The following is a 21299-nucleotide window of genomic DNA, read 5'->3' as shown; positions in this document are numbered from 1 at the left end:
ACTCACTCCTTATTGTCGTTTTTCCATTCTCCATTCAATCCAGTTTTTTATAACGAGCGTAAAAACTGCGATGAGTGACATTAAAGTCGCCACAGCGAACGCTGCTGAAAATTGATATTCATTGTACAAAATTTCAATATGAAGCGGCATCGTATTTGTAACGCCGCGCACGTGACCAGATACAACGGAAACGGCGCCGAATTCACCAATGGCCCGGGCATTACATAAAATCATGCCGTATAATAGACCCCATTTTATATTTGGCAATGTGACGCGCCAAAACATTTTCCATCCGCTTGCGCCAAGTGATAGAGCCGCTTCTTCTTCACTCTTCCCTTGCGCCTGCATAACTGGGATTAATTCACGCGCAACGAACGGAAACGTAACAAAGATCGTCGCAATGATAATGCCAGGAACAGAGAAGATGAGCTTTATCCCGTGTTCCATTAACCATCCGCCAAAGGCTGCACGAGGTGTGAAAAGTAAAACGAATACTAATCCTGCGATAACTGGTGATACAGCAAACGGCAGTTCAATAAGAGATAATAATAGTTGCTTTCCTTTAAACTGAAACTTCGTAATAAGCCAAGCTGCTGCTATTCCGAATACCGTATTCAGCGGCACAACAATTACTGCAACGAGAAGCGTTAACCTGATTGCCAAAAATGCTTCTTGATCTGTTACAGCGGCAATATATACATCAATTCCTCGTTCGAATGCTTTCATAAAAATTGTCACGAGCGGCAGTAATAGAAAGAGAGATAAAAATAAAATTGTTATCGTAATGAATAAAATTGGTACAAACTTAGATTCTTTTTTAACTGATACGCTTTTTACTATTTTCTTTTCTAATAATGTTGGTTCCATTTTCTCCCCTCCTATTCGCTTTTCAATTCATGCCTTCTGCTCCAAGTTTGAATCATATTAATAAGTAGTAGGAAAAGGAGAGAAATAATAAGCATCACAGCCGCTACAGCTGTTGCTCCTGCATAATCATATTGTTCTAGTTTCGTCATAATCATAAGCGGTGCGATTTCTGTTTTCATCGGCATATTACCTGCAATGAACACGACAGATCCATATTCCCCTAACGCCCGAGCAAAGGCGAGTGAAAAACCAGCAAGTAGAGCAGGGAATATTTCTGGCAAAATGATTTTCACAAATATTTGAAAGCGTGATGCCCCTAAACTAGAAGCTGCTTCTTCTACTTCTTTATCAATACTTTGCAACACTGGTTGCACCATTCGAACGACAAATGGTAAGCCAATAAACGTAAGTGCAACAATAATGCCGAGCTGGGTAAAAGCTACTTTTATATGAAACACACTAAATATTTTTCCAATAAAGCCATTTTCCGCATAAAGCGTCGTAAGTGTAATACCAGCTACAGCAGTCGGAAGAGCGAATGGTAAATCGATTAGTCCGTCTAATAACCGCTTCCCTGGAAATGTGTAGCGAACGAGTACCCAAGCAATTAATAAACCAAAAATGGCATTTACGATTGCCGCTGCAAGTGAAGTTGTGAAACTTACTTGATACGAATGCAGCACGCGCTCACTCGTTATAACCCCAGCAAACTTCTTCCAGCCTAGCTGCGATGTTTGAATAAATACGATAGAAAGTGGTATAAGTACGAATAAACTCATATATAGCATTGTAAATCCAAGAGATAATCCAAACCCTGGTAAGACACGCTTCTTCCTCATATAACGTCACCTCATCCCCCCTTATTTTTTATACATTTGATCGAATACGCCGCCATCATTAAAATGCTTTTCTTGTGCTTTTTTCCATCCTCCAAATAGTTCATCAACTGTAAATAATTGAACTTTCGGAAATTGTGATGCGTACTTTTCTGCTACTTTTTCATTACGAGGGCGATAAAAGTTTTTCGCCGCAATTTCTTGCCCTTTTTCTGAATACAAATATTCAAGATATCCTTCTGCTACTTTTTTCGTTCCTTTTTTATCAACGACTTTGTCTACAACTGCTACTGGCGGCTCGGCAAGTATACTAATCGAAGGTGTTACAATTTCGAATTTATCTTTTCCAAGTTCTTTTTGTGATAATAACGCTTCATTTTCCCAAGCGATTAACACATCACCAATTCCTTTTTCAACGAAAGTTGTCGTTGCCCCGCGTGCTCCTGAATCTAGTACTTCCACGTTTTTATAAATTTGACCGACAAATTCTTTCGCCTTATCTTCACTATTGTTATATTTCTTCAGTGCATATCCCCACGCCCCTAAATAGTTCCACCGTGCTCCCCCAGATGTTTTCGGGTTTGGTGTAATGACAGACACACCTTTTTTCGTTAAATCATCCCAATCTTTAATTCCTTTCGGGTTTCCTTTTCTAACAAGAAATACAATCGTTGATGTATACGGAGTAGAATTATCCGCAAGTCGCTTCTGCCAATCTTCTGCTAGTTGTTTCTTCTTACTAATCGCGTCAATATCATAAGCGAGCGCTAGTGTTACAACGTCTGCTTCTAAACCGTCAATAACGGAGCGTGCCTGACTTCCAGATCCCCCGTGTGATTGCTTTACATTTACTGTTTGACCATGCTTCTCTTTCCAATACTTCGCAAAGTCTTTATTGAAATCTTGATATAACTCACGCGTTGGATCATATGAAACATTTAAAAGTTCGACTGTCTTCTTATCTGCACTTCCTTCAGAATTGTTAGTGGATGTTGCCGAACCACACCCTGACAAAAGGACAAATGCTGATAATAAAACACCTGTACTTTTCATTAATGCTGTCTTACTCCACTGTTTCATATATAAAGCCCCCTTAGTTTGTACAATAGAAAAAGGCACACAATCTATTCACAAAAGTGAACGTTGTGCGCCTTCAGTTTCTCTGATGAGCTTCTATTGTATTCTGTTTGATTTCTTTCCATTTTAATTCCGTAATTCACATGTGTCAACTTGGAATTCAGAATTATTATATAAGAAACTTCATACAAGCTAAAAATCAGCGGGAATGGAATCCCACTGATTTTAGTTTCAATTATATGAATATACCCAACATAACTATCACATTGATAACGATTATCAATGTGAAATAAAAAATTAAACGAATAATACCTATTTATTACACAAATATGCTTTCCGATCATTTTTAAACAATAAATAATGAGCAGTATGCACTTTTCTCTCTAAATAATCTAATGAATACGTACCCGATGGATCCACTAAATCCCCAATCGCTCCTGAAAGGTGATCAATTACCTTTTGCAATGTTTCTAAGTTCTTCTTTTCACTCTCCATATTCATTTCATCCATAATGTCACAAATAAGATATTGTACTTTCCGTAAGCGTAATTCCTTCTGCTCCACGTATATCTCCTCCTTATTAGCAATATTACGGTTTAAATATATGGGCTTATAACTTAACCAATTCTAAAAAATAAAGTGAGACTTTAATCAGTAGGGATTTTGTCCATCCACACGAATCGAGCTTTTACAGGACAAAAAGATATCCATCTCTAAACATGTAGTCATAGAGATGGATATCTTTATTTTTATACTTGCAATGCCTTCTCTCTCAAAGCTCTTCGTAACAACTTACCAGTTGTATTCTTCGGCAATTCTGTTAAAAACTCAATGCTCTTTGGCACTTTGTATTTCGCTAAATGCAGCGTGCAGTAATGCGTAAGCTCCTCTTCTGTTACGTTCGTTTGCTTCAGAACGACGTAAGCTCGCACTGCTTCTCCTAAGTTTTCATCCGGTACACCAATTACGACAACTTCAGCCACAGATTCGTGAGTATATAATACTTCTTCTACTTCACGAGGGTATACGTTATAACCACCAACTAGGACGATATCTTTTTTGCGATCGACGATATAGAAGTAACCTTCTTCATCCATTTTCGCTAAGTCACCTGTATATAGCCAGTCGTCTTTAAGTGTCGCAGCTGTATCTTCTGGCGCATTATAGTAACCCTTCATAACGTTAGGTCCGCGAACAATTAGCTCCCCAACTGCACCGACAGGCACTTCTTCCCCAAGTTCATTCACAATTTTATTTTCTACGTGCCAAATATTTGTACCAATCGAACCTGGTTTACGAGGACGATCTAACGGATTAAAACAAGTAACTGGTGATGCTTCTGATAAGCCGTATCCTTCTGAAACAATCACATCAAAACGTTTTTCGAAGTTTTGCAGAAGGGCAACAGGCATTGACGCACCACCTGAAATACAGAGACGAAGCGTCTTTACATCTTCTGCGCTTGCTTCTTCAAATAAATATAAGTAATTGTACATCGTAGGCACACCTGCAAAAATCGTTGGTTCATACGTACGACAAATACGGAATACTTCTTTCGGACTAAACCTCGGTACCATTAAAATCGTTGCCCCGTTCACAATCGGCGCATTTACTGCAACTGTTAAACAGAACACATGGAACATCGGCAATGCCGCAACGACGCGATCATCCGCAGTATATTGTAAATATGACGCAACATCGCTTGCGTTACTATATAGGTTTTTATGTGTTAACATAGCGCCTTTTGGCTTTCCAGTTGTACCTGAAGTGTATAAAATAACAGCTACATCTTCTTCATCTAGTTCAGGACCTTCGTAAGTTATATCTCCAGTTCCTATAAAACTAGTAAACGTTTTCATTTTTTCCGTTTCTGTATGAGTAAAATCTGATGAGGTTTCGCATATGATGATATTTTCAAGTGAAGGAAGTCTTGTTGTAAGAGATTGTATAACAGGTAGAAGGACGTCGAGTACAATGATTGTTTTTACATCTCCATTTTGTAATATGTAATGTATTTCGTCTGCTGTATAAATTGGATTAATCGGAATGACAGTTGCTCCGGCTTTCATCGTTCCGTATAAACCTACTAAAAAATGTGGTGAATTGCCTACAGCTAATGCGACATTGTCCCCTTTTCCAATGCCCATTTTTGCTAAATTACTAGAAAACCTAGTGACCACTTTGTTTAATTGGTCATAAGAGACCGACTGATCCATAAATATGTACGCCGGTTTATCCCCCTTCTTTTTTGCCGTTTCAGCCAAAGATTGAACGAGATTCACACAAACCCCACCTTTATAAAATTTAGAATATTTAAAAATTCTAAATTAATTATATTAAAAGAAAATTAAAGTAGCAAGTGATATTCCATTAATCGAATATACATCGACCACTTTCTTCCAGAACACTTTAGTAAGATACGAGAATTATATGTGAAAGAAACAGGTACAAACATATAGTTAAACTGTAGCTAAAATCATTGTAGGATAATATGCACTCATCTTTCCCCTAAGTTTTTCAACTTCCTCTTTATTTAAAGCCGTATACTCTCCATACAAATTGAGAGCGTCCGCTCCATTTTTATGCAAGTAGACTGTAACATATAGTGTCGGTAATCCTTTATTTTCTTCATCTATCGACAAGACAACATCTGGCGTTTTATTAACGCTACTAAACGTTTCATTTCTTTTCCATTTCTTATTTTGAAACATAGTTTGTACATCATTTATTTTTTGTTTGTTATTTGTATGCGTATAATATATGACATTATCCTTCGCTGGCTTGCCAATAGACAAAGTCGTACGGTTTGAAGAAGTTTCATCGTTACAAGCTGTCATCCCTATAACGAAGCTGATCAATAATATAAAGTGTATTATCCTTTTCATTTCGATCATCCTCCTTTAATTATATATACTTCCTTTATAATAAAAGAATGTCCTGCTAGTAGATGTTTTTAGGGACGCTTTTAACGGTAAATGAATTCATAATAAAAAAGCCATCCCAAAAAATATTTCGGGATGGCTTCTTCTTTTAGAAGAATAAATGTAAGAAATCTTCTGTTGTAATATTACCGAAATAGCGTACGATATCTACGCCTTCTAAAGCTACAGTGAATGCACCTTTATCAAATTGTACGCCTGTTAGACGCTCTTCAATGTCATGAACATCTAGTGATCCGAAGAAGTCACCGAAAATTTTACATTCTGTTACTGTTCCTTTTTTCACTTCAAGACGAACGTCAACTTGTCCAACTGGGAAGCGGTGTGAATGTTGTAAGTTGAACTTCGGAGATTTTCCGTAGTTCCAATCCCAATTTTGGTAGCGCTCTTCAGAAAGTTTATGGATTTCTTTCCAATCATTTTCTGTTAATTCGTACGTTGGAATTTCTGTTTCTCCTTCGAAAATTGTTTCTAGAAGAAGTTGTCTAAACTCTTCTGTCGTCATTTTTTCGTTTAAGAACTCTGTAATATTCGCAACGCGGCTACGGATTGATTTAATTCCTTTTGATTGAATTTTATCCATTTTCACTTTTAGTGCCGATACAACGTGATCGATTTCAGAGTCAAATAGTAACGTACCGTGACTAAACATACGACCTTTCGTTGAGAACTGCGCGTTACCTGAAATTTTTCTACCTTCAGCTAAAATATCGTTACGACCACTTAGTTCTGCATTTACGCCTAATTTACCAAGCGCTTTCGTTACAGGCTCTGTGAACTTTTTGAAGTTGCTGAAACTATCTCCATCATCTTTCGTAATAAAGCTGAAGTTTAAGTTTCCTAAATCATGATATACTGCGCCTCCGCCTGATAGACGACGAACGACATGAATTCCTTGTTCTTTTACGTAATCTGCATTAATTTCTTCTACTGTGTTTTGATTTTTACCAATGATAATGGAAGGTTTGTTAATGTAGAACAGTAAATATGTTTCGTTAATATCTAAATTCTTCACACAATATTCTTCAATCGCTAAGTTTATTCTAGGATCTGTAATCCCTTTATTATCAATAAATAACATCGTATCACCTCATGAATTCCATACGTAGCCACTATGCGCTAGCGTAATATGGCCACTGAAAATTTGTTTTGCTTCTGTTACTAAATCAGATGGGTTGCCTGTATGCGGTAAGTGCGTTAATAAAAGTTCTTTTACATTTGCATCTTTCGCAATACTTGCTACTTCTGTACTATTCATATGCCCTGCTTTTGCAGCCTCTTGATGTGCATACATATTACACTCACAAATGAAAAGATCAGCATCTTTTGTGAACGGAATAAACTCAGGAATATAACTGGAATCTGCGCTATATACTACAGCGTCACTACCAGCTGTAATGCGCATCGCAAAACATGTAACAGGATGAACAGTTTTTAAGAATGAAATCGAAAACGGTCCAATTTGAAGTGTTTCTTCTGGATTGTAGGCGATTCCTTTCGTATGCGGTTCATGCGTTAAAGAACGGAATCCATTCTCGTCAAACGTATGACCGTATATTGGTAATTCCGGTAGTTGTCCCTTTGTCGCACTTGTAATTAATCTCGCATATTGCAATACCCCAATGTCTGCAACATGATCATGATGATAGTGCGACAGTACAACTGCATCTATATGAGATGGTGTTATATATTTTTGAAGCTGTGCTAGTACACCACTGCCACAGTCTACAAGTAAACGAAAACCATCGTGTTCAAACAAATACCCCGACGTTGCTTCTCCCGCTTCTGGAAAGCCGCCCCAAAAGCCGACAACAGTCATCTTCATATGTATCCATCCTTTCTAAAACCGCGTAGGAATGCCGTTTTTTCCGTACTTGAGAAAGTTTTTTACTTACATCCTACATTGTTAACTATAATCCATTTCCTAAACTTTTTCATTAATTTTCACTTTTGTTATAAAACAGTTGTTGACTTTAGCCATTTGTACTAATACAATGATAGTAAGAAATGGAAATGGAGGGATTGACATGATCGATCAACCAATGGAGTTTTTCCGAAATTTACCGACGAAAACTTGTGCTCATTGCGGGAAGGAAATTGATGAGCAGCACGAAGCATACCATAACAAATGTGACGATTGCGTTCACGAAGAATAGTAGTTTGTAAACATAAAAAAACCTAGCAGACATAGTCTACTAGGCTAATAACATCGTATCCTTCATCGTTGAACCTTTCACCAAGAGCTCCAGTTCAAACTCATACAATTCTTTTTGTCGATAATTTTTCGTATGGATTTTATCCATCATTAAGTCGACAACTTTTCGGGCCATCTCGTCGATTGGTTGTTCAATTGTCGTAATACCTGGCTCTGTAATCTGCGCCAAAATTTGATTATCAAAACCGATCACAGCAAGATCTTCTGGAATACTCCAACCATGGCGTTTCGCCTCTGAGATAATTCCAGCTGCAACCTCGTCGCCTCCTGCCAAAATCGCGGTAGGATTTTTTTTGTCCTTTAATACTTCATTGAATATTCGTTTTCCATCATCCCAAGAGAAAGCGTTTTCAAGAAAATCGATCGCTTCCACTTCTCTACTCTTTTCAGTAATAGCGCGTAAAAAGCCCATTTTTCGCTGTTGGCTCACTACTTTCGTTTCGTTGCCACGGCAAAAAATCAGATTACGATATCCTTGTTCTAATACATGATTGGCAGCTATGTATGCACCCTGTGCATGATCGAACTTCACTGTTGGAACATTTGCTTCCTCAATATATTCATTACATAACACGATTGGACCGTGTTGCAAGTATGGCTCCACATTCTCCCATGGATTTTCTAGTGAACATAGAATAATCCCATCTACTTGTTTCGTAGATAATAATTGTAAATACTCCATCTCTTTTTCCGGTAAATATCTTGTTTGACAAATAATCAGTTTATATTTATGTTCAGAAGCAGCAATCTCGATTGCTTCAATAAATCTACTAAAAAAAGGATTTGTAATCCTTGGAACAAGCACCGCAATTGTTTCTGTTTTTTGTTTACGAAGCCTTCTCGCCGCAGAATTAGGAACGAAGCCTAAATGCTTCATTGCTAATTGAACCCTTTTCTTCTTCTCATCTGAAACATATGGATGATTATTGATCACCCTAGAAACCGTTGTCCTTGATAACCCCGCTAATTTCGCCACGTCCTCGATAGTCGACACGAAATTTCCCCCTTTGCATGAAAACGTTTTCTTATCCTGATTATATAGTATATTATTGGAAACTGCAATATAGGTTCTTATGATTTTACTATATTAATATTATACATAGGGAAAAGTCTGTTAATGGCAGGGAATTACACACTACTTTTAGAATTTCACAATAAGAATATTTATAAAATAAAGGATGATATTTCATGAATCGGACGGATCGTTTATTAGCTATATTAATTGAATTACAAAGAAAACAAACTGTCACAGCACAAAGCTTAGCTGAAAAATTCGAGACAAGTATACGCACTATTTATCGAGATATGGACGCACTCAACGAATCCGGTGTTCCCATTTTCTCAATGCCTGGTCACGGCTATTCATTAATGGATGGTTATTTCTTACCACCCATTCAGCTTACGCCAGAAGAGGCCGTTACTCTTTTATTGGGCGGTGATTATATTGAGAAAGCTTTCACCTCTTCTTTTTCTGTACATGCGCAATCAGCAAAAGAGAAACTTGAGATAGTCCTCCCTACTGATCAACAAAAGAAAATTGAGGAATTGCGAGGAACTTTCCGTTTCCTTTCTCCTATATTTTCAAACCAGCAAGCCGAGCAAGAAAAACTAGAGAGCCAACTTTTCTTGTTACAAGAAGCTATTCAAAGAGAGCAATCTATCTCTTTTTCGTATCGTAAACCGAGAGAAACTACAAAAACAAAACGTACCGTTCATCCTTACGGTTTAGTCAACATTTCTGGAATTTGGTACATCGTTGCTCATTGTTTACTGCGAAAACAAATACGTAATTTTCGCTTAGACCGTATGGATACATTACAGCAAGAACAAGAATTTTTTACAAAACCGAAGGACTTTTCTTTACAAGACTATCAACCTGAAAACAATCGTACTGTTACGATCCATTTATTATTCCCAGCCCACATTGCACATAAAATTATTGAATCACGATACTTTTTTATAGATTCATACGAGCATAAAGATAATGATTTTCACGTCTTTTTGAAATCAAGAAGCATAGACGAAGTATTTCAATGGGTATTAAGCTGGGGGAGCCAAGTACAAGTACTAGAGCCAAAAATTCTTTCTGAGAAAATATATGATGAAGTAAAAAAAATGTTAAAACTTTAATTTTTTATTTTACTACTGACATAATGTTGTCAGCATCCCTCCTTTATTGTAGGTATTAACAAATATATTTTCTTAAAAAGGGGATACCAATATGAACAGTACTGTTATGTTAGAGAAATTCGAAAGTTTAGCAACGTGTTATGTGAAGGAATTAGACAAATATACGATTGAACAATTTAGAAAAAAACCTTCTGAAGAAGAATGGTCGCTCGGTCAAATGTATAACCATCTGCTAGCTGCTACATATATGCAATTAGATGCAATCGAGAAATGTAAAAATGAAACACCATCTGTAGCTAACAAAAAAACGGATATGGGTGAAAAAGTATATACAATGGGTGCTTTCCCTCCTATACAAATAAAAGTGCCAAATCGCTCTGGATACATACCTGAAAATCCATCATGCAAAGAAGAGATACAGGAGCGTTTTCTAAAATTAATTACAGCTGTAAAAAACATTGAACCAATGCTTGCTTCTATTCCAAATGATTGTAAAGTGGAGCATCCTGGACTTGGGTACTTAAATGCTCCAGAGTGGTTCCAGCTCATTTCTATGCATTTTTCACATCATCTTCGTCAGAAAGAAAGATTGGATCACAGTATTTCATAATTTACCATAAAGAATGAAAGAAGGTGGTTTGGCACATAGCCAAACCACCTTTCTTCATACAAATGAATAAAAATATAATCCAATATACTTTTATTGTAATTTAGATATTTCTTGCATAAATCCAGATATACTTGCTAATGCACTAGTAAAAACGAAAAGCACAATAATGAGAGTGACAAGTTTATTTTCATTTAAATTCGTAATTGTTTTTAAGCCTATTCCTGATAAAACGTAATACCAAATATTAAATATATCTATCCTCTGAGCGATTGCATGTAAAACCATATTATCTGTTGCTATCGCACCTAAACCTGTATAGGACAACTCATATCCACCAAGGGAGAACGCAATCAATCCGTTTAAAAGCATCCCTAATTTTAATACAAAAGATGCATAGATAATGATAGGAAATGTTTCCTTGTAGTTAATATCGACTCCAAAAAAAATCATAATGTTTTTATAGAATATAGGCGCAAAAAGTATAGCTACTATTCCACTTACTGTAGAAATTCCAAATGAAGTAAAGAAAGTTATGTATTTTGGAACAGTAAATCCAGTTTTATCATGAAACATACTAAGCGCAGGATTGTTTAAAGTATTCCAAGACATTAAAGCACTTGAAATTATAATAAGCACAATTAAAAGAGCTAACGGAAAAAATATATTTCTTTGATTCTTCATCTTTTTGAATTGCAGTGTTGGTGAAGTAAATATCCCAATAATCGATGGTTTTCCCGAAATCTCTTCCTGTATAAGACTACTAGCTTGCAAGAAAATTCCCCTTCCTCATTACACTTATAACTCCTCCCACTTCGTCCACACTTCTCTCCCGTTTATATGGTACATATTATCCTCACGATCCATAAATCCATGCACTATGAATTCTCGTCTAATCGTACAAAAATCATCATGATACTGTTTTACGAACGCATTAATTTCTTCTTCTGTATATTGGTTTCCAACATCCAGCTTTCTAATCAAATGTTCCAATAACACTAACTTTTTCTTCTTTTGACCTGGAATCGATTTTAAGCGGTCCTCTTTATCAAAAAAGTTGCGAATGGTCGTATCACGAAATTTCATTTGGCTTTCGGTCATTTCGTTCTCCTCCATCAGTTTTTATATTATTAAACTTTACCGTTTTTCTTTATTCTTTTACTTAAAAAATCAATAAAGTAATATCCACCAATTAAAATATAATAGGTTACAATCATTCCCACTATGTCTTTCATACTCGTATATTCCTTTTTATGAAACAAAATCGGAGATAGTGTATAAACTAAGAAGCAGACTAGCGGATATATGATGAAATAGAAGCGAGATTTTTGTCTCATACTATCAACTCCCCTGTAATATGATTCTATTCAAATTGTTGTGATTCCTTTCTTTCGTTTAGGCTACACATAAAATATAGGAAAATTAAGGAAAAGATGCTCTTTGGAAAGTAAGAACCATTCTGAGTAATATTCAAAAGACCATATAGATTGTATCTTAAATAAAAAAAGGATTACATGCAATGAATCAAATTTTAAAGGATGCAAAACAACTATTACATCATGAAGAAAATATTTTATCCATTTTAAGATGTTCACTTACTGGCTATATTATTACACATAATGTCCCTCGTTCCGGAGTGTTACTTGCCACTAATAGGAGGGTTATTTTTTATGGACAATCATTCAAATGTTGTAAAAATGCATTGATTGTGGAATTTGAATATAAAAAAATTCTATCCATAGAGACGAAAAGAACATTCTTTGATAAAAAACTAATATTTTACTATGAAGACGAATATATAACGGTGGGACAAATTTTAAGCTCAAATATTGAGGGTTTTTTAAATGTAATACAGAGAAAAAGAATTCAATAAAGTGAAACTTTAATCAGTGGTTGATTTTGTTCATCCCCCACTGATTATTAGCCTACACCAATCGGGATTTTACGGAATAAAATACTTTTCATCTAAAAGAGAAGTACAGTTCACCTTTCTTACAACTGTATTTCTCTCTCATCCTCACTTCTCTTAATTTACTTATCACCCTCATTCTCATAACCTATTATTAAAATTAATAAATTATATATGGAAAATTATGTTACAATTAACTTATACATATTTTGGAGGGAAAATAGTGAAAAAAGCTATTATAGTATTAAGCATCCTATATCTTATTTTAACCGTACATACGGGAGCTGTTCTTTTAGGAAAAGAAGATTATAGAGGTGCTATCAATACATTAAAAGAAACGAAGGAAGTCTCTTCATTTCAATCTGCACAAGACGGTGTGATTTTATTAAAAGGAACATTAACTACCGCGCAACCTATTACAGAGGAAAAACTTCAAAATAAAGAATTTGCACTTCTTGAAATTAATACATATAAACGACGAAAGGCAAATTGGAAAAACATTGATACCGAGCAGCATATTGCAAAGCAGCTCTTACTAAACAATGAGGCTCTTCCTGCATTAAAAGAAATCCGCTTCTCAATGGAACCAATTACACTGTCAGGAAAAGATATTTCCGCCGAAGACTACACACTAAAAAAAGATGATACTCAATTAACAATTAAAGGTAAAGGATACCGATACACAGGAATAGAAAACAAATCAGACACTCTTATTTTTGGTATAAAAAAAGGAGATACACTTGAAGGTTATAGTGGCTCTGAAATTCTAATAGGAAAAACAAAAGAGGACATTTCCAGCAACATGAAACTATATACTTTTGCTGAAAGATATGGTCCATTTGTTTGGATTGTAGCAACAATTATTCTTATAAGTATTGTTATATACTTGTTCCGTAAAAATAGAAAAACAAATGAACTTTCTCAGCCAATAAAACAAGACCATTAAAAAGGCACCATTTCGGTGCCTTTTTTATATTTCTTATTTATGCTTCAATCGATTGATTTTCAGCAATATTTTTAAATTGTCGTTTGTGCATCCACGTTAATGAAGCAATTGTTCCAAGTGATAATAAAACGATAAAGATCATGAGTATCCCTATATTTTGCCACATGAAATTAAAATCACCGCTTGATACGACTGCTTTAAATCCTGATACAGAGTATGTCATCGGTAGCCAAGCATTAAATGGTTGTAAATACTTCGGAATCAACTCTAGCGGGAATGTTCCAGCGCTAGTTGTAAGCTGTATAATTAATGTTAAGATCGCAATAAAACGGCCCGCATCACCGAAAGCTGTTACTAAACATTGAATTAATGCGATAAACGCTAAACTTGTAACGATGCTAAAGAGTATGAAATACGGAATACTTTGTACTTCTACACCTAATCCGAATAGTAATATAATATCTGCTACTATCGCTTGAATAATACCGACTGATAGTAACACGCCGAACTTACTAATAAACCAGCTAAATCCTGATTTCGGAACACCGACTGTATCACGTAATGGATATACGATAGATAATAGTAATGCCCCAACGAATAAACCGAGTGATAAGAAATACGGTGTAAATCCAGTTCCGTAGTTTGGAACTTCCGCCATTTTCTCCGTCTTCACTTTTACAGGACTTGCAAACATATCATACGTTTTATCCGTTCCTTTTACTTCTCTTGTTTTTTCTGCACCTTCACCAAGTTTCTCAGCCAGTGTACCTGATCCATCATTTACCTTTACGAGCCCATCTGTCACTTTTCCAGAGCCGTCTGCTAGTTTATTTACTCCGTCGATTAGCTGGGTTGAGCCAGTTGACATTTTATTTAGTCCACCATTTAGAGTACCTAAGCCAGTTGTTACTTGGCCCGATCCATCCGCTAATTGCGTTATTCCGCCTGTCATTTGACTTGCTCCTACCGATAATGTGCCTAAACCGCCTGTTACTTGGTTTGATCCATCTGCCAATTGATTTATTCCGCCTGACATTTGATTTGCTCCTGCAGATAATGTACCTAAACCGCCTGTTACTTGACTTGAACCGTCCACTAATTGGGTTACTCCACCTGACATTTGGTTGGCTCCTACCGATAATTGACCTAATCCTGCTGTCACCTTTCCAGATCCACTTTGTAATTGAGTTACTCCATCAATTAGTTGACCTGATCCGTCATTTAGTTTATCGGCACCTATTTTCACATTAGCTAAACCTTCACCAAATCCATGAAACTTACTAACAAATTTGGTTTGTTCGTTCGTTAGTTTCTCAATACCCTCCGTTAAATTCTTCACCTCTGCTGGATTTGGTAGTTTATTTTGCAATCCACTTGTTGTTTGATGTATTTCACCTTTTAATTGTTTTACTTCTTCATTTAATTTGTTTGTTCCACCTGCTACTCCGGCAGCTTTCTGCTGAACTGTCGCTGTACTTTTTGCCGCATTTGCTATAAATGGTTGTAACTGCTCTTGATATTCTTTTGGTAAACTTTCAATTTGCTTTTGCAAATTAGCTACATCTTGCGCTGCAGTTGTTGCATCCCCCGCTGTTGATTGAGTAAATTCATTTAACTGATTTACGTTTTCTTCAGCCCCAGTCATTTTCTCATTTACTGTATTTAATATAGAAGGAATATTCGACTGCGCTTTCTCTAGGCCTGCAACAGAATTTTGTACTTTACTATTTAACTCCTGCAAACCTGTTTGAATCTCTTGGGACCCTTTTTCTAATTCACTTTGTCCTCCAACAAGTTGTTCCATACCATTTGATAGTTCAGTTGTTCCTGTTTTTAATTCATCTGATTTACTTACCAATTTGTTCAAACCACCGGTCACGTTCTCCGATCCACCTTGTAATTCATCAATTCCTTTTTGCATTTCACCTGTTTTACTATTTAACGTATTTAAACCTGCTGTCACCTTTCCGGATCCATCTTGTAATTTCCCTATACCAGTCTGCATTTCACCTGTTTTGCTACTTAACGTATTTAAACCATCTGTTACTTTTCCAGACCCATCTTGTAATTTACCTATACCTGTCTGCATTTCACCTGTTTTGCTATTTAACGTATTTAAACCATCTGTTACTTTTCCGGACCCATCTTGTAATTTATTAGATCCATCTGCTAATTTCTGAACTCCATCCTTCATCTCACCAGACTTCCCTTGAAGTGTATGAAGGCCATCCGTCACTTTACTTGAACCATCATGCAGTTCACTTGATCCGTCGTGTAGTTTATTTGCTCCTTCCGCCCCATCTGCTAATCCTTTTGAAACGTCTTGAATGGAATCAAACATTTTCTCTGCATATGTTTTCGTTAACGTGCTTGATACTTCACCTTTAATTTTTTCAATGGCTGTTCCGCCAATTTGTGAAGATAAGAAGTTTAAACTTTCATTTGGAATGTATTCTAAGTTTAATGGTTTCGGATCGTCTTTTAATAACGTTGTAGCGTTACTTGAGAAGTCATCTGGGATACGTACTAACATGTAATACTTTCTGCCTTCCATTCCCTCTTTCGCTTCTCTTTCACTTACAAATTCCCATTTAAAACTTTTATTATCTTTTAAGTTATCAACGAGCCCTTTCCCGACCTCAATTGGTTTCCCATCAAGTTCTGCACCTTTATCTAAATTGACTACCGCAACTGGCAAGTCATCTAGCTGTTCATACGGATCCCAAAAGGCCCATAAAAACATACCCGCATATAAAATCGGTACAAATAAAACCGCAATGATTGGGATTAATATTTTTTTACTTTTTATAATCTCTGCAAATTCTTTACTAAGCAACTTATGCCATTTCATAATTTATCCCCCTTTTTAAAAATGACCAAAATTCATTTATGGTCATTTTTACCCAAATAAAAAGGCTATATCTGTTCATACATATGCCTTATCCCCGAATTTATACTATGCACATTTTCATCTACATGATTATATTTAACCATCCTCCTTATACGATTGACCAATTTGTTCAATTAGTCATTTTTTATAATATTAAAAGGATTATCTTAATTTGACAATCCTTTTAGTAAATAAAGTTCGAATAATTCCGATATTTTTTCTTTTTCTAACGGTTCATGATTTTTTTCCCAATCAAAAATAAGCGATACGTATAGGCGAAGCATAATAAACGCTGTAATTTCTGGATCACATTTGCTAATTTCACCCTTTTCAATCGCAATTTCTAAATACGATTGAATAACAGAAACGATTTCCACATCTACTTGTTGCATCACTTCTTGTACTTCTTTCGTTCCCATATCGCGCTCTTCTTGAATTAATTTAATCATGAGCTGATGTTCTTTTCTAAATTCTAATATGCTATATAATGCTCTATGTACATTTTCAAAAAATGAAATATCTGAACGAATTGCATTTTCTGCAACTTGCTTCATTTCTGTAATTAAATTAGAAATAATTTCACCAAATAGCTCTTCTTTATTTTTGAAAAAAGTATAAATCGTTCCTTTTCCTACATTCGCTAACTTCGCTACTTGATCCATCGTTGTTGCTTTATAACCGAACGCTGAAAAAGACTTTGTTGCAGCTTCAATAATAGAACGCTTTCGATCTATCGCCACATCTTCACCTCCAAAAATGACCAATTGGATAATATAGTCAATCAGTACATCTTTGATATTACCACACGCTTACATTCTAGACAAGTTCTCTTTTTTATTATTTCCAGTATAAAAAAATTCCAGTCAAGTTATATAATACTGTCATAGTGTATCAGAAGAAAAGAGAAAAATAAAAGGTGTTCTTAAGATATATGATTAAACCTTACTTAACGACAACGAAATTCCCTTTTTTCAAATAATCAAATAAAAAAACAAGAAAATCTTTACATTTAATAGTAATATAGAAAATAGACAAGTTTATCAAAATAGTGGAGGCTTTTTCAGTCATGATGCGTGCGCTTCGTTTAAATATAAAGCAAGCTTTTTGTAGTCGTATTTCTTTAATTATTATGTTTAGTGGATTCGTTCTTATTTGTATTTATCACTATTACTATGTAATTCGTTATTTAGGAGACGCAGCGAGTGGACCTATTTCAACAGATATAAAATGGATCGGATTTCGCGACAATGAAATGGATGTTTATTTATTATTAATGCCAGTTATTGCGAGTTTCCCCTTTAGTACAAGTTACAATTCGGATAAGTCAGATGGTTTTAAACCGTTTGTGAGTAAGGGGATTTCTTTATTTCCTTATTCATTAATGAAATATATCGTTACGTTTTTTTGCGGAGGATTTCTTTATACATTTCCATTCATCTTATCGTTATTATTTTGCAAATTAACCATTCCAGACGGAACACCTACGATTGGTTCAGGCATCATAAATGCTGATGGAATGTTCGCAAACCTATATTTCGATGCGCCTCTCACTTACATTACTGTATATATCGGAATTAATTTTTTATTTGCAGGTTTAATGGCTCTTTTAGGACTTGCTGCATCTGTATGGTCACAAAAGGACTATATGGCAATTCTCTTTCCATTTGCAGTTGCCTCCATTCCTTACGTCCTGCTAAATACAATATTTCCTTCAATAGGCGGAGCACCTATTCATTTATATGATCCCAAACAACCATTGCAAGGCATGTCACCGTACATTTTAACGATGCAATGTGCTTTCTTCCTTCTCGTTAGCTTATTTATGTATATACAAGGAGTAAAGCGGGATAGAAAAAAATATAGAAGAAGACTGCAAAAAAGAGATCGGTGTAGAAAAGCGTTTCAAGCAATTTCGGACTAAATAATTGAACGAATAAGAGCGTAATTCCCTAAGTTAGCTTAGAGAATTACGCTCTTATTATCATTTACATTTATCAATCTTATATTTTCAATACTCATATAATCCTCTCCCCTTTACGGCGTGCCAGCCAATCCCCACAAAATAACAACAGCCGCAAAATAAATCGCTTTAATACCTACAACTGAACATAATAAAATAATTGCATATTTACTTAATTCTCTTTTTGCACCGATTAAAGTAAAAATAACCGCCAAACTAAACGTTATATAGGACGATGCTGTATGTATTAAGTTATACGTAATGTCTAAACTTTGAGTAAGCCCTGTTACATCAGCTACAAATTGGATCATGACGATCGTACTAAAAAAAATTGCAAGCTGATTCATTAACTTTCCATTTAACCATGCTTGCATCTTTAACCTCCTCATTATAAAAAACTGAATTTTTAATTAATTTTAACATGATTTTTACAGAAAAAGAACGCTTAGTATATTTCTAAGCGTTCTTTCTCGACTATTTAAGAAGCCTTCTTCAAATCAATTTGAACAAGTACTGGATCGTGGTCACTTACACGTCCATGTTCTTTCATAATGTTTGAGTTTAAGTGTACAGGGTCTACAATTGTGTGCGGTGCGATGTTGTTTGTTACTAAAATATGATCTAGCACTTGTGCGTTACCTTCATGAATGTACGTGTAGCGGTTCTCTTTCGGCACTGTGTTTAACATATCTTTTAATATCGTTCCCTCTAGTGCTTCTAAAGGTTTAGAGAATTCAAAGTCATTCATATCACCTAATACAACAACTGGTGCATTTGTATTCTTTTCTTGAATACCTTGTACGAAATGATTCACTTCTTGTGCTAATTGAACTCGTTTTTCTTCACTCTTTAATACGAGCGGCTGCACTTTTCCAAATGGCGTTGCATCTCCTAGTTTTGAGTTTAAGTGATTTGAAATGACAACAACGTTTTGTCCTTGGAACGTAAATTCTGCCGCTAACGGTTTACGTGTACTTTCAAATAAAGGATTTTCGTCTCCAATACGAACTACATTTTTATCTAGTAACTTCGGTACTGTCGTTAATTTCACACGAGATGGGTTATAGAAGAAACCGACGCGAATATTCGCTCCAGGTGCCCCGCCGTCTTGATTGTTGTTCGGCGCAATTTCTACATACTCATACTTCGGTCCACGAATTTCTAATACAGCATCAATGATGCGTTTTGCGCTTAAAGATGCATCAGTCGTACCGTCATTGATTGCTCCATTATTATCTTGCATCTCTTGTACACCGATAATATCAGGCATTTTTAAATTATATTTAATAGAATAAGCTAACGCTTTCACTTTTTCATCTGTTGTTTCTTTTTTGTTCGCTGAGAAGTTTTCAATGTTATATGTAGCAACTGTTAACTTATCAAGACGCGGCTGAATATTTGCCCCTACTTGCTTAAATCCGCCGTCCACTACAGATGGTAATTCCGTTACTGGCGAAATGCGGAACGAACCGTAGTCATATCCTACTACGCCTGTTATATCTCCAGTGAACGTATCGCCTACTTTCGCGACATAATCACGAGGTACTTTTACAGAAAGGCGCTCTGGATTTAATTGCTCTTTATCTAATAAAGGTGTACCATACTTCGTTACTACTTTATCTCCGCCATTTTTTACTGTTACATATAAATTACCGTTTTTCTGCGGAGCGATAATTTTTGGTGTTGGCATCGTAACGCGCATACCTTCTACACTTTCATAAAAGTCGATTGCATCTTCATTTGGATCAAATAGACCGAATGCATCATTATCGATAATTTGATCAGGGATTTTCACACCGTTTTCTCCTAATAAAATCGGCGCTGGTAAAGGTTGATCTTTTGCGATTACAGCAACGCGACTCGCCTTAATTTCCGTCGTCGTTAAGTCTGTTTCAAATCGCTCTGCATATCCAGGTCCAACATATTCTTCTACTTCTCCATCAACTTGGACAAGATCTCCTACTGCTACATTCGCATCTTTTTTGTATACGTAAATACCTTCAGAAGTAGCTGGATCATTATCCGGCTGATTATCTTCTATATAAAAACCATTTTTATCAAGCGCTGTGACAACGCCCTCCACATTGTTTACTTTCTTCCCATTGTAAGGAGAAATATGTGATTTCCCTTGAATATCATGAATACGAACTGGTTCATTTGTTACGATTATAAATGAAAATGTCGAAACTGCTGAAGAAGTAAGCCCTTCTTTTTCAGCGATTGCTTTCACTACACTATTTTCATTCACTACAATTTGTCCTTTATAACGAACACTTTTATTTGTAGGATTAGAGCCATCTAACGTATAGTAGATTGTTGCTCCTTCTGTATTCGTTGTTAATGTTACTGCTGTTCCTTTTGCGACTTCCCCACCATTTGGTGATGCCACTACATCGCTAACGCGGTTTTGTTCTTCTCCTTGAAACTTATGAGCTGTTACTGATTTTAAACCTGGGCTACCGAAATATAACTCAAGCGTCCCTGTCAACCTAACTTTCTTTCCGATATTTTCAGGATGGTCTTTCACATTTACTGCCGATCTCACATCGCCTTTTGGCAATTGAACAGGCATGATTTTGTCTGGATTCGTTTCGTTTGGCGAATCGGCAATTGCCACGTTTGTGTCGTCAAACTTAGCCGGATCTTTCGTGTATTTAGAAGGACTTTGCGTATACCCAACGATATATCCTTCCACTATCCCCTTCGTTTTCCCTTGCTGCTTAAATACTTGAATTGCTTTTTCTACTGACATAGAAGTAGTTTCTTCCGCCTGCGCTAAAGTTCCAGTAAATGAAAGCAATAACATCAATGATAAAAAGACACTTAATAATTTCTTCACAGCCATTTCCCTCTCCCTAATTCATATTTTCTCAGCATTTCTATCATATCAAATGATTCGTTATATAGAACTATATTTCGACAA

22 protein-coding genes are annotated in these 21299 nt (G+C 35.9%); 6 read left to right on the top strand and 16 right to left on the bottom strand.

What is annotated here, in order from left to right; all coding sequences use genetic code 11:
* Positions 1-9: 9 nt before the first annotated feature.
* The 8 genes from cysW to MKY90_RS05495 form a co-directional block, all read right to left on the bottom strand.
* Complete coding sequence (gene cysW / locus MKY90_RS05530) at positions 10-867, bottom strand: sulfate ABC transporter permease subunit CysW (RefSeq protein ID WP_002149991.1); 858 nt, start codon at positions 865-867, stop codon at positions 10-12.
* An 11-nt stretch (positions 868-878) separates the two neighbouring features.
* The gene (gene cysT, locus MKY90_RS05525) at positions 879-1706 is read right to left on the bottom strand and encodes a sulfate ABC transporter permease subunit CysT (RefSeq protein ID WP_063217645.1); all 828 of its coding nucleotides are present in this window, start codon (positions 1704-1706) and stop codon (positions 879-881) included.
* A gap of 21 nt (positions 1707-1727) precedes the next feature.
* Positions 1728-2783, bottom strand: coding sequence for a sulfate ABC transporter substrate-binding protein (locus MKY90_RS05520; RefSeq protein ID WP_002011197.1), 1056 nt, complete (start codon positions 2781-2783; stop codon positions 1728-1730).
* 309 nt (positions 2784-3092) lie between these two features.
* Positions 3093-3344 (bottom strand): hypothetical protein, encoded by a 252-nt coding sequence (locus tag MKY90_RS05515; RefSeq protein WP_000435463.1) that lies wholly within the window; start codon positions 3342-3344, stop codon positions 3093-3095.
* A 185-nt stretch (positions 3345-3529) separates the two neighbouring features.
* Positions 3530-5062 (bottom strand): fatty acid--CoA ligase family protein, encoded by a 1533-nt coding sequence (locus tag MKY90_RS05510; RefSeq protein ID WP_002125836.1) that lies wholly within the window; start codon positions 5060-5062, stop codon positions 3530-3532.
* 177 nt (positions 5063-5239) lie between these two features.
* Positions 5240-5665, bottom strand: a complete 426-nt coding sequence (locus MKY90_RS05505) for a hypothetical protein (RefSeq protein WP_002125835.1) — start codon at positions 5663-5665, stop codon at positions 5240-5242.
* Between the two features lie 145 nt (positions 5666-5810).
* A complete protein-coding gene (locus tag MKY90_RS05500; protein ID WP_002125833.1) occupies positions 5811-6800 on the bottom strand; it encodes a lipoate--protein ligase in 990 nt (329 codons plus the stop codon).
* Positions 6801-6809: 9 nt separating this feature from the next.
* Complete coding sequence (locus MKY90_RS05495) at positions 6810-7544, bottom strand: MBL fold metallo-hydrolase (protein ID WP_002125830.1); 735 nt, start codon at positions 7542-7544, stop codon at positions 6810-6812.
* 202 nt (positions 7545-7746) lie between these two features.
* On the opposite strand from MKY90_RS05495, the gene yhfH reads away from it, so the two are divergent.
* Positions 7747-7875, top strand: coding sequence for a protein YhfH (gene yhfH, locus MKY90_RS05490; RefSeq protein WP_000567010.1), 129 nt, complete (start codon positions 7747-7749; stop codon positions 7873-7875).
* A 39-nt stretch (positions 7876-7914) separates the two neighbouring features.
* Here the strand turns inward: yhfH and MKY90_RS05485 are convergent, their stop codons facing one another.
* On the bottom strand, positions 7915-8928 hold the full coding sequence (locus tag MKY90_RS05485; RefSeq protein ID WP_002087115.1) for a LacI family DNA-binding transcriptional regulator: 1014 nt from the start codon (positions 8926-8928) through the stop codon (positions 7915-7917).
* Between the two features lie 194 nt (positions 8929-9122).
* Here MKY90_RS05485 and MKY90_RS05480 point away from each other — a divergent pair, with 194 nt between their 5' ends.
* Positions 9123-10064 carry a helix-turn-helix transcriptional regulator gene (locus tag MKY90_RS05480; RefSeq protein WP_002125829.1) on the top strand — a complete coding sequence of 314 codons (942 nt, stop codon included), beginning with the start codon at positions 9123-9125 and terminating at the stop codon, positions 10062-10064.
* Positions 10065-10155: 91 nt separating this feature from the next.
* On the top strand, positions 10156-10674 hold the full coding sequence (locus MKY90_RS05475; RefSeq protein ID WP_002125827.1) for a DinB family protein: 519 nt from the start codon (positions 10156-10158) through the stop codon (positions 10672-10674).
* A gap of 90 nt (positions 10675-10764) precedes the next feature.
* On the opposite strand, the gene MKY90_RS05470 is transcribed toward MKY90_RS05475, so the two are convergent.
* The 3 genes from MKY90_RS05470 to MKY90_RS05460 are packed head-to-tail and all read right to left on the bottom strand — an operon-like array spanning position 10765 to position 12008.
* Positions 10765-11445, bottom strand: a complete 681-nt coding sequence (locus tag MKY90_RS05470) for a YIP1 family protein (protein ID WP_341090693.1) — start codon at positions 11443-11445, stop codon at positions 10765-10767.
* A gap of 24 nt (positions 11446-11469) precedes the next feature.
* Positions 11470-11772, bottom strand: coding sequence for a DUF2087 domain-containing protein (locus tag MKY90_RS05465; protein ID WP_002125824.1), 303 nt, complete (start codon positions 11770-11772; stop codon positions 11470-11472).
* Between the two features lie 29 nt (positions 11773-11801).
* A complete protein-coding gene (locus MKY90_RS05460) occupies positions 11802-12008 on the bottom strand; it encodes a hypothetical protein (RefSeq protein ID WP_002125823.1) in 207 nt (68 codons plus the stop codon).
* Between the two features lie 182 nt (positions 12009-12190).
* Between MKY90_RS05460 and MKY90_RS05455 the strand changes: the two genes are divergently transcribed.
* Both MKY90_RS05455 and MKY90_RS05450 read left to right on the top strand, forming a co-directional pair.
* Complete coding sequence (locus tag MKY90_RS05455; RefSeq protein ID WP_002125820.1) at positions 12191-12544, top strand: PH domain-containing protein; 354 nt, start codon at positions 12191-12193, stop codon at positions 12542-12544.
* 220 nt (positions 12545-12764) lie between these two features.
* On the top strand, positions 12765-13526 hold the full coding sequence (locus MKY90_RS05450; RefSeq protein ID WP_098167235.1) for a hypothetical protein: 762 nt from the start codon (positions 12765-12767) through the stop codon (positions 13524-13526).
* 37 nt (positions 13527-13563) lie between these two features.
* Here the strand turns inward: MKY90_RS05450 and MKY90_RS05445 are convergent, their stop codons facing one another.
* Together MKY90_RS05445 and MKY90_RS05440 are read right to left on the bottom strand one after the other, a co-directional pair.
* A complete protein-coding gene (locus MKY90_RS05445; protein WP_098167234.1) occupies positions 13564-16377 on the bottom strand; it encodes a YhgE/Pip domain-containing protein in 2814 nt (937 codons plus the stop codon).
* Positions 16378-16583: 206 nt separating this feature from the next.
* On the bottom strand, positions 16584-17156 hold the full coding sequence (locus tag MKY90_RS05440; RefSeq protein WP_000963368.1) for a TetR/AcrR family transcriptional regulator: 573 nt from the start codon (positions 17154-17156) through the stop codon (positions 16584-16586).
* A 326-nt stretch (positions 17157-17482) separates the two neighbouring features.
* Between MKY90_RS05440 and MKY90_RS05435 the strand changes: the two genes are divergently transcribed.
* On the top strand, positions 17483-18337 hold the full coding sequence (locus tag MKY90_RS05435) for a hypothetical protein (protein ID WP_002125815.1): 855 nt from the start codon (positions 17483-17485) through the stop codon (positions 18335-18337).
* 113 nt (positions 18338-18450) lie between these two features.
* Here the strand turns inward: MKY90_RS05435 and MKY90_RS05430 are convergent, their stop codons facing one another.
* Positions 18451-18750 (bottom strand): hypothetical protein, encoded by a 300-nt coding sequence (locus tag MKY90_RS05430; RefSeq protein WP_002125813.1) that lies wholly within the window; start codon positions 18748-18750, stop codon positions 18451-18453.
* Positions 18751-18854: 104 nt separating this feature from the next.
* Positions 18855-21221, bottom strand: coding sequence for a DUF6359 domain-containing protein (locus MKY90_RS05425; RefSeq protein WP_098167233.1), 2367 nt, complete (start codon positions 21219-21221; stop codon positions 18855-18857).
* Positions 21222-21299: the final 78 nt, after the last annotated feature.

The organism is Bacillus sp. FSL P2-0099, assembly GCF_038007445.1.
GTDB lineage: Bacteria > Bacillota > Bacilli > Bacillales > Bacillaceae_G > Bacillus_A > Bacillus_A mycoides.
Note: the sequence above shows the minus strand (reverse complement) of the source record. Positions and strands in the feature narration are given on the sequence as shown.

Coding starts and splice junctions, on each gene's coding strand:
- cysW (WP_002149991.1), bottom strand. CDS start 867: ATGGAACCAACATTATTAGAAAAGAAAATAGTAAAAAGCGTATCAGTT.
- cysT (WP_063217645.1), bottom strand. CDS start 1,706: ATGAGGAAGAAGCGTGTCTTACCAGGGTTTGGATTATCTCTTGGATTT.
- MKY90_RS05520 (WP_002011197.1), bottom strand. CDS start 2,783: ATGAAACAGTGGAGTAAGACAGCATTAATGAAAAGTACAGGTGTTTTA.
- MKY90_RS05505 (WP_002125835.1), bottom strand. CDS start 5,665: ATGAAAAGGATAATACACTTTATATTATTGATCAGCTTCGTTATAGGG.
- MKY90_RS05500 (WP_002125833.1), bottom strand. CDS start 6,800: ATGTTATTTATTGATAATAAAGGGATTACAGATCCTAGAATAAACTTA.
- MKY90_RS05495 (WP_002125830.1), bottom strand. CDS start 7,544: ATGAAGATGACTGTTGTCGGCTTTTGGGGCGGCTTTCCAGAAGCGGGA.
- yhfH (WP_000567010.1), top strand. CDS start 7,747: ATGATCGATCAACCAATGGAGTTTTTCCGAAATTTACCGACGAAAACT.
- MKY90_RS05480 (WP_002125829.1), top strand. CDS start 9,123: ATGAATCGGACGGATCGTTTATTAGCTATATTAATTGAATTACAAAGA.
- MKY90_RS05475 (WP_002125827.1), top strand. CDS start 10,156: ATGAACAGTACTGTTATGTTAGAGAAATTCGAAAGTTTAGCAACGTGT.
- MKY90_RS05465 (WP_002125824.1), bottom strand. CDS start 11,772: ATGACCGAAAGCCAAATGAAATTTCGTGATACGACCATTCGCAACTTT.
- MKY90_RS05460 (WP_002125823.1), bottom strand. CDS start 12,008: ATGAGACAAAAATCTCGCTTCTATTTCATCATATATCCGCTAGTCTGC.
- MKY90_RS05455 (WP_002125820.1), top strand. CDS start 12,191: ATGAATCAAATTTTAAAGGATGCAAAACAACTATTACATCATGAAGAA.
- MKY90_RS05450 (WP_098167235.1), top strand. CDS start 12,765: ATGTTACAATTAACTTATACATATTTTGGAGGGAAAATAGTGAAAAAA.
- MKY90_RS05445 (WP_098167234.1), bottom strand. CDS start 16,377: ATGAAATGGCATAAGTTGCTTAGTAAAGAATTTGCAGAGATTATAAAA.
- MKY90_RS05435 (WP_002125815.1), top strand. CDS start 17,483: ATGATGCGTGCGCTTCGTTTAAATATAAAGCAAGCTTTTTGTAGTCGT.
- MKY90_RS05430 (WP_002125813.1), bottom strand. CDS start 18,750: ATGCAAGCATGGTTAAATGGAAAGTTAATGAATCAGCTTGCAATTTTT.
- MKY90_RS05425 (WP_098167233.1), bottom strand. CDS start 21,221: ATGGCTGTGAAGAAATTATTAAGTGTCTTTTTATCATTGATGTTATTG.